The organism is Modestobacter roseus (assembly GCF_007994135.1).
Classification (GTDB): Bacteria; Actinomycetota; Actinomycetes; order Mycobacteriales; family Geodermatophilaceae; genus Modestobacter; species Modestobacter roseus.
Window position 1 is genome coordinate 842,592 of the sequence record NZ_VLKF01000001.1, and the last position, 13,149, is coordinate 855,740.

Annotated in this window: 12 protein-coding genes; 8 read left to right on the top strand and 4 right to left on the bottom strand. The window is 76.0% G+C overall.

The annotated features are described in order from the left end of the window. Positions 1-5: 5 nt before the first annotated feature. Together JD78_RS04045 and JD78_RS04050 are read right to left on the bottom strand one after the other, a co-directional pair. Entirely contained in the window at positions 6-293 is a 288-nt protein-coding gene (locus JD78_RS04045) for an Lrp/AsnC family transcriptional regulator (RefSeq protein WP_153357136.1), read from the bottom strand. Next, complete coding sequence (locus JD78_RS04050; protein ID WP_267128551.1) at positions 290-2,212, bottom strand: DEDD exonuclease domain-containing protein; 1,923 nt, start codon at positions 2,210-2,212, stop codon at positions 290-292. Before JD78_RS04050 ends, JD78_RS04045 begins: the two co-directional genes overlap by 4 nt. Positions 2,213-2,608: 396 nt before the next feature. On the opposite strand from JD78_RS04050, the gene JD78_RS21980 reads away from it, so the two are divergent. The 4 genes from JD78_RS21980 (at position 2,609) to JD78_RS04070 (ending at position 6,722) form a co-directional block, all read left to right on the top strand. Beyond that, positions 2,609-2,764, top strand: a complete 156-nt coding sequence (locus tag JD78_RS21980) for a hypothetical protein (RefSeq protein ID WP_228394951.1) — start codon at positions 2,609-2,611, stop codon at positions 2,762-2,764. A 330-nt stretch (positions 2,765-3,094) separates the two neighbouring features. Then, entirely contained in the window at positions 3,095-4,213 is a 1,119-nt protein-coding gene (locus JD78_RS04060; RefSeq protein WP_153357131.1) for a C40 family peptidase, read from the top strand. An 83-nt stretch (positions 4,214-4,296) separates the two neighbouring features. Continuing rightward, on the top strand, positions 4,297-5,604 hold the full coding sequence (locus JD78_RS04065; protein WP_153357129.1) for a M48 family metallopeptidase: 1,308 nt from the start codon (positions 4,297-4,299) through the stop codon (positions 5,602-5,604). Then, the gene (locus tag JD78_RS04070) at positions 5,601-6,722 is read left to right on the top strand and encodes a glycosyltransferase family 4 protein (protein WP_153357126.1); all 1,122 of its coding nucleotides are present in this window, start codon (positions 5,601-5,603) and stop codon (positions 6,720-6,722) included. Before JD78_RS04065 ends, JD78_RS04070 begins: the two co-directional genes overlap by 4 nt. Before the next feature lie 26 nt (positions 6,723-6,748). Here JD78_RS04070 and JD78_RS04075 read toward each other — a convergent pair whose 3' ends face one another. Then, entirely contained in the window at positions 6,749-8,542 is a 1,794-nt protein-coding gene (locus tag JD78_RS04075) for an AMP-dependent synthetase/ligase (RefSeq protein ID WP_153357123.1), read from the bottom strand. Positions 8,543-8,720: 178 nt separating this feature from the next. Between JD78_RS04075 and JD78_RS04080 the strand changes: the two genes are divergently transcribed. Genes JD78_RS04080 through JD78_RS04095 form a run of 4 tightly spaced genes read left to right on the top strand, consistent with a single transcriptional unit; the run spans position 8,721 to position 11,755 of the window. Continuing rightward, positions 8,721-9,152 (top strand): SRPBCC family protein, encoded by a 432-nt coding sequence (locus JD78_RS04080; protein ID WP_153357121.1) that lies wholly within the window; start codon positions 8,721-8,723, stop codon positions 9,150-9,152. Position 9,153: 1 nt separating this feature from the next. Next, positions 9,154-10,332, top strand: a complete 1,179-nt coding sequence (locus tag JD78_RS04085; protein ID WP_153357118.1) for an ArsA family ATPase — start codon at positions 9,154-9,156, stop codon at positions 10,330-10,332. Beyond that, positions 10,329-10,757 (top strand): hypothetical protein, encoded by a 429-nt coding sequence (locus JD78_RS04090; protein ID WP_153357115.1) that lies wholly within the window; start codon positions 10,329-10,331, stop codon positions 10,755-10,757. The genes JD78_RS04085 and JD78_RS04090 overlap by 4 nt, the downstream gene beginning before the upstream one ends. Then, entirely contained in the window at positions 10,754-11,755 is a 1,002-nt protein-coding gene (locus JD78_RS04095; RefSeq protein WP_153357113.1) for an ROK family protein, read from the top strand. Before JD78_RS04090 ends, JD78_RS04095 begins: the two co-directional genes overlap by 4 nt. Positions 11,756-11,875: 120 nt before the next feature. On the opposite strand, the gene JD78_RS04100 is transcribed toward JD78_RS04095, so the two are convergent. Next, entirely contained in the window at positions 11,876-13,111 is a 1,236-nt protein-coding gene (locus JD78_RS04100) for an ornithine cyclodeaminase, nickel-pincer nucleotide-dependent (protein WP_153357110.1), read from the bottom strand. Positions 13,112-13,149 lie beyond the last annotated feature (38 nt).

Consider the following 13,149-nt stretch of genomic DNA (forward strand, 5'->3'; position numbering starts at 1 on the left):
CGCTCTCAGTCGGTGGACTCGAAGCCGATCGAGAAGGCGGCCTCGAGGTCGTGCCGTGAGTAGGCGCGGAAGGCGATGTGCGTGGCGGTGTCGACGACGCCGGGGACCTTGTTGATCCGCCCGGCGATCACCTGGGCGATCTCGTCGAACTCGTGGACGCGGATGATCGCGACCAGGTCGACGTCCCCGGCGACGGAGTAGACCTCGCTGACTCCGGGCAGGTCGGCGACCGCCTCGGCGACCTCGGCGATGGAGTCGGTGGCGGCATCGATCATCACGATGGCGGTGATCACGTCCGGGATGCTAGCCGGGCGGCGCCCCGGCCGCGCCTGGTCTCCGGCCGGTCGGCGGCGACCCGGTCGGGCTGGCTGCGGGTGCGCAGCGGCCGCCCGTCGCCGAAGGGGTCCCGCTCGGCGTGGCCGGCCTCCACCCGCGCCAGGAACGCGCGGTAGGCGCCCGTGCCCGGGGTGCGGCTGGCCAGCGTGCCGTGGACGTCGACCAGCCGGGTGCCGGGCTTCTCCATCCAGCGCAGCACCAGCTCGGTCTCGTCGACGGTCGCGGCGAGCTCGCCGTCGGGTCCGGTGGGGGTCTCGGCCGTGGCCCGCAGCCCGGCCAGGCACTCGCGCACCGAACGGCCCCGCTCGGCGACCCCGGCGGCGACGAGCCGGCCGCGGCGCACCACCGACAGCTGCCAGCCGCCCGCGCCGTCGGGGCGTGCGAGCACCATCTCCGGCACGGTGGCCAGCGACTCCAGCCGCTGACGGCGCTGCACCGCGCGCACCAGCACCGCCACCCGGTCGCGCAGCAGCGCGGCGTCCTCGTAGCGGCCCTCGGCGGCCAGCCGGTCGACCCGGGTGAGCAGCGGGGCGACCAGCTCGCGCGGGTCGGCGTCGACGGCGGCGGCGAACACCGCGGCGATCGCGGCGTACTCCTCCCGGCTCTGTGCGCCGGTGCAGGGCGCGCCGCAGCGGCCCATGCCGGCGAGGGCGCAGGCGGTGCCGGTGCCCGCGAGCGCCAGCCGGGGGGTGCACTGGCGCAGCGGCAGGGACTCGTGCACCGCCGCGACGGCGGCGTCGGCGGCGCGGCGGTCGGGGAAGGGGCCGAGGAAGGACCCGGTGCCCGGGCGGACCCGGCGCACCACCGACAGCCGCGGGAAGGGCTCGTCGGTGAGCCGGACCCACAGGGCGCGCTCGGGGAAGCGGGAGCGGCGGTTGTAGCGGGGCTTGTGCTCGGCGATCAGCCGCAGCTCGCGGACGGCGGCCTCGAGGTCGTGGGCGCAGGGCAGCGCGTCGACCCGCTCGGCCAGCCGGATCATCTCCGTCATCCGGCTGCGCTGCTCGCCGGCGGAGAAGTAGCTGCGCACGCGGCTGCGCAGGTCGGTGGAGGTGCCCACGTACAGCGCCTCGTCGCGGGGGCCGCGGAAGACGTAGACGCCGGGGCCGGTGGGGACGTGCTCGGCGAGATGCCGCTTCCGGCGGCGCTCGGGGTCGACCTGGCGGGTCAGCCCGGACAGCTCCTCCAGCGTGGTGATCCCCAGCGGGCCCAGCCGCTCGAACAGCCCGTGGAGGACGTCGACGGTCGCCCGGGCGTCGGCCAGTGCCCGGTGGCAGGGCTCGGTGGTGGTGGCGAAGTAGGGGGCGAGGGTGGCCAGCTTGCAGTTGGGCACCTCGTCACGGGTGAGCAGCCGGCGGGCGAGGACGGCGGTGTCGACCGACGCGGCGGCGGGCCAGGCGACGCCGGACTCCTCGCAGGCCGCCCGCAGGAAGCCGAGGTCGAACGGGGCGTTGTGCGCCACCAGCACCGCGCCCCGGGCGAACTCCAGGAAGGCGGGCAGCACGGTGCCGATGCGCGGCGCCGCCGCCACCATCATCGTGGTGATGCCCGTGAGCACGCTGATGTAGGGCGGGATCTCCCGGCCCGGGTCGACCAGGGTCTGGAACTCACCGACCACCTCGCCCCCGCGCACCTTGACCGCGCCGATCTCGGTGATCGCGCTGTCCTTCGGGGAGCCGCCGGTGGTCTCGAGGTCGACGACCACGAAGGTGACCGCGGACAGCGCGGTGCCCACGTCGTCGATCGTGGCCTGCTCGTAGCGCGGCCCGGCCGGTGCCGCCGGGGCGGCCGGCGGGAGCGCGGCGGAGGCCCAGCCGGTGGGACGGGCGCCCGGCCCACCGGGGAGCGGAGCGGGAGGCAGGGCGGGAGCAGGTGGCACGTCGCGGACGGTAGGTCGGGGGTCCGACAGTCCGGGGGAGGGCACGCCGGGACGAGGGTGGCGCGCGGACCCGGGCCCGGTCCGGCGCCGGACCGGGACGGTCTGCGGCGCGGAACTGTCGGTGGCTGTTCCTACGGTCCGCGCTGTCGGGACGGAGGGCCGTCCGGATCGAGAGAGAGAAGGAGAGCCGCCGTGCTCATCGACTGCGACACCTGCACCGTCCGCGGTCAGGGCTGCGCCGACTGCGTCGTCACCGTGCTCCTGGGCGCACCGCCGGGCTGGCAGGGGAGCGACCCGAGCGTCGTGCCCCTGGTCCCACGCTCGGCGGCGGGGGCTGTGCCGGCCGAGGGCACCGCGCGTGGCGACGCACCCGGGCGGGCTCGAGACGGACGTGACGTGTCGAGCGTCGACGCGGCCGACGCCGATGCCCGGCTCGTCGTGGAGCTGGACGACGTGGAGCGCCGGGCGGTCCGCGCCTTGGCAGACTTCGGCCTGGTCCCGCCGTTGCGTCATCAAGATGCGTCAGGTCGGGGCGACCGCCACGTGAGCTGACAAATCGCACGCCTGTGATTCGTCAGGTCTGGGCCCAGGTTTCGGGTTTACGTGTCTTTGTCTCGGTCCGGTCACGGACCTAGTTTCGTGACGTCCGGTAGGGAAGTCGTCACTGAACAGGGTGGCCCCGGCCGGAGACCGCCGAACCAGCCGGCCCCGTCGGCTGGACCGGGGACCCACGCAGGACAGAGGTGGGGGCTCACGTGCGCCGGGTCGCCCCGGGCACACCGCGTCGGTGTCGACGCGGCCGAGATCGGACGCACCGCCGCGCCCGGACCCGTCAGCTGACCGGTAGGCGGTGCGCCGAACGAGAACGGAGCCCCGCCGTCCATGGCGAGCCCCCAGTCCCGCCCCTGGTCCACGCGGCCCCGCCCCTGGGCCACGCAGCCCCGCCCGGTCACGCTGCGCGCCGGCTCCCGGCGGGTCCGGTCGACCGGCCGGCTCGGTGCCGGGCTCCTCCTCGGGGTCACCGCCAGCCTGACGCTCACCCTGCTCCCGGGGAGCGCGGCCGCCGCCCCCGGCGACCCGGTCGCCCAGGCCGGCACGGCCGAGGAGGCCACCCGCCTGGTCTCCGATGCGACGCACGAGCTCGAGGTCGTCACCGAGCAGTTCAACGACGCCCAGGAGACGCTCGCCCAGCAGCGGGCCGCCGCCGAGGCGGCCGGCCAGGCGCTCGCCGCCGCCCAGGTGCAGCTGGCCGCCCTCGACGAGCAGATGCGCCGCGTGGCGCGCAGCGCCTTCACCGGGGAGAACCTGTCCCGGTTCAACGCCCTGATGACCAGTGGTTCGGCCGACGAGTTCCTCTCCCAGGTGACCACGCTGGACGCCATCGCCGGGCACACCACCGACGTGCTCGCCCAGGTGACCGCGGCGGCCCGGGCAGCGGAGCAGGCCAAGGCGGCCGCCGACGCCGCGATCGGGCAGGCCGAGGCCGGCCTGGCCGACGTCACCGCCCGGCAGGCGGACCTGCAGGGGCGCATCGCCGAGTACCAGGCGCAGTACGACTCCCTCAGCGCGGTGCAGCAGCAGGCGGTGGTCGAGCAGCACGCCGGCCCGACGCTGGCGCCGCCCGCGCCAGAGGAGGTCGTCGCCTCCTCCGAGGGTGTGCAGGCCGCGGTCGACACGGCGCTGGCGCAGGTCGGCGACCCCTACGTCTGGGGCGCCGGCGGTCCGGACGCCTTCGACTGCTCCGGGCTGACCCAGTACGCCTACGCCGCGGCCGGCATCCGGCTGCCGCACTCCAGCCGGGTGCAGGCCACCATGGGCACGGCGGTGAGCCGGGCCGACCTGCAGCCCGGTGACCTGGTGTTCTTCTACAGCCCGGTCAGCCACGTCGGCATGTACGTGGGCAACGGGAAGATGGTGCACGCGCCCACGTTCGGCAGCCCGGTCGTCGTCACCGGGGTCGACATGGCCGGCTACGTGGGGGCGCGCCGGCTGGTCGGCTGAGCCGGCCGGGGCCGGCCGGCACGCACAGGTCACCGTCCTAAGCTCGCCCGCGTGTGCGCCCAGCCCCTCCCGAAGCGGTCCGTGTGAGCACCGCGGCGGTCGCACCCACCCCGGTGCGGTCCCGGCGACGTGCGCTCGGTTCGGCGGTCGTCCTGGGGGCGGCGCTCGTCGTGGTGATCGCGGTCGCCACCCCGTGGGACGTCCTCGGCACACCGCCCGGCGGCCGCACCCCGGTCGACCCGGCCGCGGCGTTCAGCGCGGAGCAGGTCGCCCGGGCCGAGGCCTTCGCCGGCGCGCTGCGGCCGGCGTCGCTGGTCTCCCTGCTGCTGAGCCTGACCGTCTCCGCGGTGTTCGGCCTGACCCGCGCCGGGGCGGCCACCGCCCGGCGGCTGGCCCGCCCGCTCGGCGGCGGCTGGGTCTGGCAGGTGCTGCTGGGCGGGGTCGCGATCCTGCTGGTCGGCCGGCTGGTGACCCTGCCGCTGTCGGCCTACGGCGAGGTGGTCCGGCACCGGTACGGGCTGTCCACCCGTGGCTGGGACCTGTGGGCCCGCGACGTCGCCGTCGCCACCGGGATCAACGCCGGGCTGACCGCCCTGGGTCTCCTGGCGGTGGTCGCACTCGCGCGACGGGCACCACGCACGTGGTGGGCCTGGGCCGGCGGGGGAGCGGCCGCGCTCGTCGTCGTCGGCTCGTTCCTGTACCCCATGGTCATCGAGCCGGCGTTCAACGAGTTCCAGCCGCTGCCGGCCGGTGAGCTGCGCACCGACCTGTTCGCGCTCGCCGAACGCAGCGGCACCCCGGTCGAGGACGTGCTCGTCGCCGACGCCAGCCGGCGCACGACCGCGCTCAACGCCTACGTCTCCGGCTTCGGCTCGACCCGCCGGATCGTCGTCTACGACACGGTGCTGGACCGGCTGCCCGACGCGGAGATCGAGTCCATCGTCGCCCACGAGCTGGGGCACGTGGCGAACGACGACGTCCTCACCGGCACCCTGATCGGCGCCCTGGGCGCCGGTGCCGGGGTGTCGCTGCTCGGCTGGCTGCTCGGCTCGGCGCCGCTCCTGCGCCGGGCCGGGGCGCGGGGACCGGGCGACGGCGCCGTCGTCGGCCTCCTGCTGTTCCTCGTCGCCGCCGGGACGCTGCTCTCCACGCCGGTGCAGAACCTGGTCTCCCGGCAGATCGAGGCCCGGGCGGACCTGCACGCGCTCGACCTCACCGAGGACCCGGCGAGCTTCACCGCGATGCAGCGGCGGCTGGGGGAGGCCAACCTCAACGACCCCGACCCGCCGGCGGCCTGGCACTGGTTCTACGGGTCGCACCCCACGGTGCCGCAGCGCATCGCCTTCGCCGGGGACTGGGCGCGGCTGCACGACGCCCCGGTGCCCGAGTGAGCCGCACGCTCGTCGTCACGAACGACTTCCCGCCCCGGCAGGGCGGCATCCAGACCTTCGTGGCGGCGCTGCTGGCCACCCGCCCGCCGGAGTCGCTGGTCGTGCTGGCCTCCGACCACCCGGGGGCCGCCGAGCACGACGCGCGGCTGCCCTACCCGGTGGTCCGGGCCGGCACCGGGATGCTGCTGCCCACCCCGGACGCCACCCGCACCGCGGCCCGGCTGGCGCGCGAGCACGGCTGCGACACGGTGTTCTTCGGCGCGGCGGCCCCGCTGGGGCTGATGGCCCCCGCCCTGCGCCGCTCCGGGGTCCGTCGGCTGGTCGGGGCCACCCACGGGCACGAGACCGGCTGGGTCGCGCTGCCCGCGGCGCGGCAGCTGATGCAGCGGATCGCGGCGGGGCTCGACGAACTCACCTACATCAGCGCCTACACCCGGGACCGGCTCGCCCCGGCGCTCGGGGACCGCACGGTGCTCAGCCAGCTGTCCCCGGGGGTCGACGTCGACCTGTTCACCCCCGACGCCGACGGCTCCTCCGTGCGCGAGCGCTACGGGCTCGGCGGGGCGCCGGTCGTCGTCTGCGTCTCCCGGCTGGTGCCCCGCAAGGGGCAGGACGTGCTCGTCGCGGGCTGGACGCAGGTGCTCGCCCGGCACCCGGACGCCCGGCTGCTGCTGGTCGGCGGCGGTCCGCTGGAGCTGCGGCTGCGCCGCGAGATCGCGAACCGCGGGCTCGGTGGCTCGGTGGTGCTCACCGGCGGCGTGCCGGCCGGTGAGCTGCCCGCGCACTACGCCGCCGGCGACGTCTTCGCCATGCCCTGCCGCACCCGCCGCGCGGGCCTGGACGTCGAGGGGCTGGGCATGGTGTTCCTCGAGGCGGCCGCCTGCGGCCGGCCGGTGGTCGCCGGTACGTCCGGCGGCGCCCCGGAGACCGTCCGCGAGGGCGAGACCGGGCACGTCGTCGACCCGCGCTCGCCCACCGCCGTCGCCGGGGTGCTCGGCGACCTGCTCGACGACCCGGCCCGGGCCCGCGCCATGGGGGCCGCGGGCCGGGCGTGGGTCGAGCAGCGCTGGTCCTGGACGACCATCGCCGGCACCTTCGCCCGGCTGCTGTCGGGCTGAGGTGCCGGCGGCGCCCCGCGGGGTGGCTACTTCCGGTAGATCGCCTCGACCTCGTCGCCGAACTCCTTCATCACCACGCCCCGCTTGAGCTTCAGGCTCGGGGTGAGGGTGCCGTTGGCCTCGGTGAAGTCCTCGGCGAGCACCCGGTACTTCTTGATCGCCTCGGCGTGCGACACGGCCTTGTTGGCGTCGGCGACCGCGGTGTCGAGCTCGGCCAGCACCTCGGGGTCGTCACGCAGCTGGGCGGCGGTGAGCGACTCGTCCCTGCCGCGGCTCTTCAGCCAGGCCGGCAGCGCCTCCGCGTCCAGGGTGACCAGCGCGGCGATGAACGGCCGCTGGTCGCCGACGACGATGCACTGGCTGACCAGCTTGTGCGCCCGCAGCCGGTCCTCCAGCACGGCCGGGGCGACGTTCTTGCCACCGGCGGTCACCAGGATCTCCTTCTTGCGGCCGGTGATCCGCAGGAAGCCCTGCTCGTCGAGCTCACCGAGGTCGCCGGTGTGGAACCAGCCGTCGGCGTCGATCGCCTCGCGGGTGGCCTGCTCGTTCCGCCAGTAGCCACGCATCACGATGCCGCCGCGCAGCAGCACCTCGCCGTCCTCGGCGATGGCGGCGTCGACCCCGGGCAGCGGGCGGCCCACCGTGCCGATCCGGATGGCGGCGTCGTGGTTGACCGCAGCAGCCGCGGTGGTCTCGGTGAGGCCGTAGCCCTCGTAGATGGTCACGCCCAGCCCGCGGAAGAAGTGGCCCAGCCGCTCGCCGAGCGGCGCGCCACCGGAGACGGCGCCGGCGCAGTGCCCGCCCAGGGCGGCGCGCAGCTTGCCGTAGACCAGCCGGTCGAACAGGGCGTGCTGCAGCCGCAGCCCCAGGCCCGGGCCGCCGGTGTCCTGCGCGCGGGACCAGTCGACGGCCACCTGCGCGGCCCGGTCGAAGATCTTGCCCTTCCCGTCGCCCTCCGCCTTGGCCTTCGCGCCGTTGTAGACCTTCTCGAACACCCGGGGGACGGCGAGCACGAACGTCGGCTGGAACCTGCCGAGGTCGCCGACCAGGTCGGCGACGTCGGGGGTGTGCCCGATGACCGTGCGGGCGTCGACGGCGCCGACCTGCAGCACCCGGGCCAGCACGTGCGCCAGCGGGATGAACAGCAGCATCGAGCCGTCGGGGTTGATGAAGCGGTCGAGCAGGGTGATCCCGTTGCGGACCTCGAACAGGAAGTTGCCGTGGGTCAGCTCGCAGCCCTTGGGCCGCCCGGTGGTGCCGCTGGTGTAGATCAGCGTGGCCAGGCTGTCCGAGCCGAGGGTGCGGCGGCGGGCCGCCAGCTCCTCGTCGGGGACGTCGGCCCCGGCGGTGGTCAGCTGGTCGAGCGCGCCGTCGTCGATGACCCACACCGGGCCCAGGTCCGCGGCTTCACCGCGCACCGACTCGACGTCGTCGGCGTGCCGGGTGCTCTCGACGAAGATCCCCCGGGCGCCGGAGTCGGCGAGGATCCAGGCGATCTGGTCGGGGCTGGACGTCTCGTAGACCGGCACGACGACGGCGCCGGCGGTCCAGATGGCGTAGTCCAGGACCGTCCACTCGTACCGGGTGCGCGCCAGCAGGCCCACCCGGTCGCCCGGGCCGATCCCGGCGGCCACCAGCCCCTTGGCGACGCCGGCGACCTCCGCGGCGAACTGCGCCCAGGTCACGTCCCGCCACTCGCCGTCGACCTGTCGCCGCAGACCCACGTCGTGCGGGTGTTCGGTCGCGTTGCGGGTGACCATGTCCGTCAGGGCGTCATCGGCCCCCACGGTGGCGGTGGGGGGAACGCTCAGCTCGCGCACGCCGGTCCTCTCTGCCCCGCCCGGGCAGGAGGCGCCGTCGCCTCCCGGACCCGGACGCTGGGTCGGGGTGTCAATCTAGTCCGGAAGGCCCCCGGGGAGCACTGCAACGACCCCCGACCGGGGCAGCCGGCCCGGTCACGGCCCGGGGCGGTCCCGGTCGGCGACTACCCTGCGGCGCATGGCCGACCAGTCCACCCAGTCGATCGTCGTCGACGCGCCCGCGGCCCAGGTGATGGCCGTGATCGCCGACTTCCCGTCGTACCCGCAGTGGGTGGCCGCGGCGAAGACCGTCGAGGTGCTCGAGACCGGACCCGACGGCCGGGCCCGCCGGGTGCACTTCGTCATCGACGCGGGGCCGGTGAGCGACGACTACGAGCTGGCCTACACCTGGGACGGCGACCGCGCGGTGCACTGGACCCTGGTGCACGGCCAGATGCAGAAGCAGCAGGACGGCTCCTACACCCTGGACGAGGCCGGCGGGCGCACGACGGTCACCTACTCGATCACCATCGACCTGTCGATCCCGATGCTCGGGCTGATCAAGCGCCGGGCCGAGAAGGTCATCCTGGACACCGCGCTCAAGGAGCTCAAGAAGCGCGTCGAGGGCTGAGGTGCAGACCCTCCTCGTCACCGGTCCCGGCGGGGCCGGCAGCTCCACCGTGGCCGCGGCCACGGCGCTCCGGCTGGCCGCCACCGGCACCCGCTGCCTGCTGCTGACCGACGCCGCGCCCCGCGTGCCGGGCCTCTCCGACGCGGTTGCCGTCGAGGTGGTCGGGGCCCAGCCGGCGGTGCAGCAGGTGTGGAGCCGGCATGTCGAGCAGCTGGCCGGCGTCCTGCCGATGCACGTGCTCCCACCGGCCACCTCGGTCGTCCCGGTGCCGGGGGTCGACCGCGTCGCGCTGCTGGCCGCGCTGGCCGGCCACGCCGCCAGCGGGCGGTTCGACGTCGTGGTCGTCGATGCGGGGCCGACGCCGGCCGCCCTGTCCCTGCTGACCCTGCCCGGCGCGTTGCGCTGGTGGCTCGGCCAGCTGGCGCCCACCCGGCTGCGGGTGCTCGCCAGCCTGCGGGCGGCGGCCGCGTCGGGGCGGCCGAACGGCATCGCGGGGGCGCTGGCCGGCGCCGAGGGGCTCGAGCAGCTGGTCGACCGGGTGCCGTTGGACGACCCGGCCCGCACCGCGGTGCACGTGGTGCTGCGGCCCGATGCCACCGCCGCCGACGAGCTGCGCTCCGCCGCCACCGCCCTGGGGGTGCTCGGGCAGCAGGTCGCGTCGGTCACGGCCGCCCGGCTGCTGCCCGGCGGCACGGGGGAGTGGTGGACCGCGCGTGCGGCGGCGCAGACCGGTGCGCTGCGCGAGCTCGCCGACCTGGCCGGGGCCGTCCGGCAGGTCGCCGAGGCCGCGGTCACCCCGCGGACCCCGGCCGCCCTGTCCGCCCTGGACGCCGCCGTGCCGGAGACGCCCGCCGTCGGCGGACCGCGGCCGGGGGTGCCGCGCACCAGCCGGTCGGCGGCGGGGGAGTGGCTGCTGGAGCTGACCCTGCCCTTCGCCCGGCGGGGCGAGGTGGAGCTCACCCGGTGGGCCGACGACCTGGTGGTCACCGCGGCGGGTGTGCGGCGGTCCTTCCCGCTGGACCCGCTGCTGCGCCGGTGCACCGTCTCCGGCGGGGCGCTCGACGACGCCGGGACCGCCACGGCCACCCTGGCGGTGCGCTTCACACCCGATCCCGCACAGTGGCCCGCCGGCCTGCTCCCCACCGATCCGCACCCCTCCGACGACCAGGAGACACCGTGACCGCGCCGGGACAGGACTGGATCGAGCAGGCTCGACGCCTGGTGGCCGGTCTGGCCGAGCACCCCGCTGCCGAGAAGCTGGCCGCAGGTGGCCTCGCCGGTGCGCTCGGTGGGCTGCTCGGCGGCGCGGCGACCAGCACCGGCGCCCAGGACCACCCGGTGGGTGACTGCCGCTGGTGCCCCGTGTGCACCGGACTGGCCGCACTCCGGGAGCGTCGTCCCGACGTGGTGGACGCCGTCGCCGACGTGCTCGTCACGGCGGCCGAGGCGCTGCGCGCCCACGCCGGCACCGGTGCCCGTGACGCCACGGACCCCACCACCCCCGATGACGGCGCCCGTGAGCCGGGTGCCCCTGCCTCGACCGAGGAGCCCGTGTCCCACCCGCACCCCCGCACCGCCCGCGTCCAGCGGATCGACGTCGCGTGAGCGGCCCCGACCGCACGCCGCCCGCCGCTGAGCTGCCCGCGCTGGGCATCGACATCGGCGGGACCAAGGTCGCCGGTGGCGTCGTCGCCGCCGACGGCACGATCCTCGACACCGCCCGCCGGGCCACGCCGGGGAAGTCGGTGTCGGCCACCGAGGACGCGATCGCCGCGGTCGTCGACGAGCTGGCCGAGCGCCACGGCGGCCCCCTGGTCGGCGTCGGCGTCGGCGCGGCCGGCTGGTTCGACCGCACCGGCGACACCGTGCTGTTCAGCCCGCACCTGGCCTGGCGCAACCAGTCGCTGCGCAAGGACCTCGGCGCGCGGCTGCAGCGCCCGCTGTGGGTGGGCAACGACGCCGACGCCGCCGCCTGGGCCGAGTACCGCTACGGGGCGGCCCGCGGCAGTGACCTGGTGCTGATGATCACGCTGGGCACCGGCATCGGCGGCGGGCTGGTCATCGACGGCCGGCTGCAGCGCGGCGCGCACGGGGTGGCCGGCGAGTGGGGGCACATGCGGGTCGTGCCCGACGGCCGGCTCTGCGCCTGCGGCAACCGCGGCTGCTGGGAGCAGTACGCCAGCGGCAACGCCCTGGGGCACACCGCCCGGGAGGTCGCGCAGAACTCCCCGGCGGCTGCCGCGGCGCTGATCGACCGGGTGGGCGGTGACCTCGAGGGGATCACCGGTGAGGTCGTCGCGCGGGCCGCGGCCGACGGCGACCCGCTGGCCGGTGAGCTGCTCGCGGAGGTCGGGTCCTGGCTGGGGCAGGGCATCGCCGACCTCTCCGCCGTCCTCGACCCCGAGGTCGTGGTGATCGGCGGCGGGGTCAGCGTGCTCGGCGAGACGGTCCTCGGGCCCGCCCGGCAGCGGCTGGAACGGGCGCTGCCCGGGCGCGGCTTCCGGCCCGGCCCGCGGGTGGTGGCCGCCGAGCTCGGGGCGCAGGCCGGGCTGGTCGGCGCCGCCGACCTGGTGCGCCGGGCGGTCGCGGACGGCGACGCCTGACCGCCGGGAGGCGGGTGGGCCGGCCGCGGGGCCCGGAGGCTCCCCGGGCGGGACGCGGTCAGCGGCTCGCCGCAGGCCGGGGACGCCACCTGGCCGCGGTGTCGGCCGGGCGGCCGACGGTCAGCACAGCTCGCGGGCCAGCTGCTCGAGGAACAGGCCGATGTCGGTGACGATGCCCATCGCCTGGGCGCTGCCGCGGTCGGCCAGCTTGGTCACCGTGGCCGGGTTGATGTCCACGCAGACCAGCGGCACCGACGCCGGCAGCAGGTTCCCGGTGGCGATCGAGTGCAGCATCGTGGCCACCATGATCGCGAAGCCGACGTCGGGCAGCTGGGCGCGCATCGCCCGCTGACCGTCGATCACGTCGGTGAGCACGTCGGGCAGCGGTCCGTCGTCGCGCACCGAGCCGACCAGCACGAACGGCTTGCCCGCCTGGACCATCGCGTGCATCACCCCGCCGGTGAGCACCCCGGACTCCACGGCCGCGGCGATCGACCCGGCCGCCCGGATCGTGTTGATCGCCCGGATGTGGTGCTCGTGGCCGTGCGGCACCCCGGCGCCCCGGGACAGGTCGACGCCGAGCGAGGTGCCGAACAGGGCCGATTCGATGTCGTGGGTGGCCAGCGCGTTCCCGGCGAACAGCACGTCGACGTACCCGGCGCGCACCAGCCGGACCATCGCCGGTGCCGCGCCGGTGTGCACGACCGCCGGGCCCCCGACCCACAGCACCCGCTTCCCGGCGGCCTTCACCTCCCGCATCCGCTCGGCGATCTGGCGCACCAGCAGCGCCTGGGGCTTCTCGCTGGAGACCGCCGAGGACATGAAGCCGAAGTCCTCCTCCTCGCCGCGGGCCACCTGCGGGGTCATCTCCACCCGTACCCCGCCGGCGCCGCAGACGACGGCCTCCCCGGCCCGCACGTCGCTGACCGGGACGGTGCGCACGACCGGCCGGCCGGCGCGGGTGTCCACCACCAGGCCGCAGTCCATCTCGGCCCGGTCGACGGCGAGCCACTCGCCGTCCAGCCGGACGAAGGTGTCCAGGTTGGTGGTCGAGTAGAAGTCCTCGGGGAAGACGCCGTCGGCCGGCGCCGGGCGGGTGGTCGCCGTGCCGGGGTCGAGGGCGTTCGCGCCGTGGGTCTGCAGCCGCATGACGATCCGCTCGAGCAGGTCGGCGTCCCCGGCCCGGACCTCGACCAGCGCCCGTGACTCGTCCTCGTGCTGGCGGCCGAGCTCCAGGTCGTCGATCCGGTAGTCGCCGCCGTACTCCAAGACGTCGTCGAGCACCCGGGCGAGGATCCCGGTGTCCATCAGGTGGCCGGTCAGCGCGACCACGGTGCGGTGCGGGTGGCTGCTCATGCCGGGGACGCTAGGGGAGCCGGCCGCCGCGGAGAAGG

Coding starts and splice junctions, on each gene's coding strand:
- JD78_RS04060 (WP_153357131.1), top strand. CDS start 3,095: ATGGCGAGCCCCCAGTCCCGCCCCTGGTCCACGCGGCCCCGCCCCTGG.
- JD78_RS04080 (WP_153357121.1), top strand. CDS start 8,721: ATGGCCGACCAGTCCACCCAGTCGATCGTCGTCGACGCGCCCGCGGCC.
- JD78_RS04100 (WP_153357110.1), bottom strand. CDS start 13,111: ATGAGCAGCCACCCGCACCGCACCGTGGTCGCGCTGACCGGCCACCTG.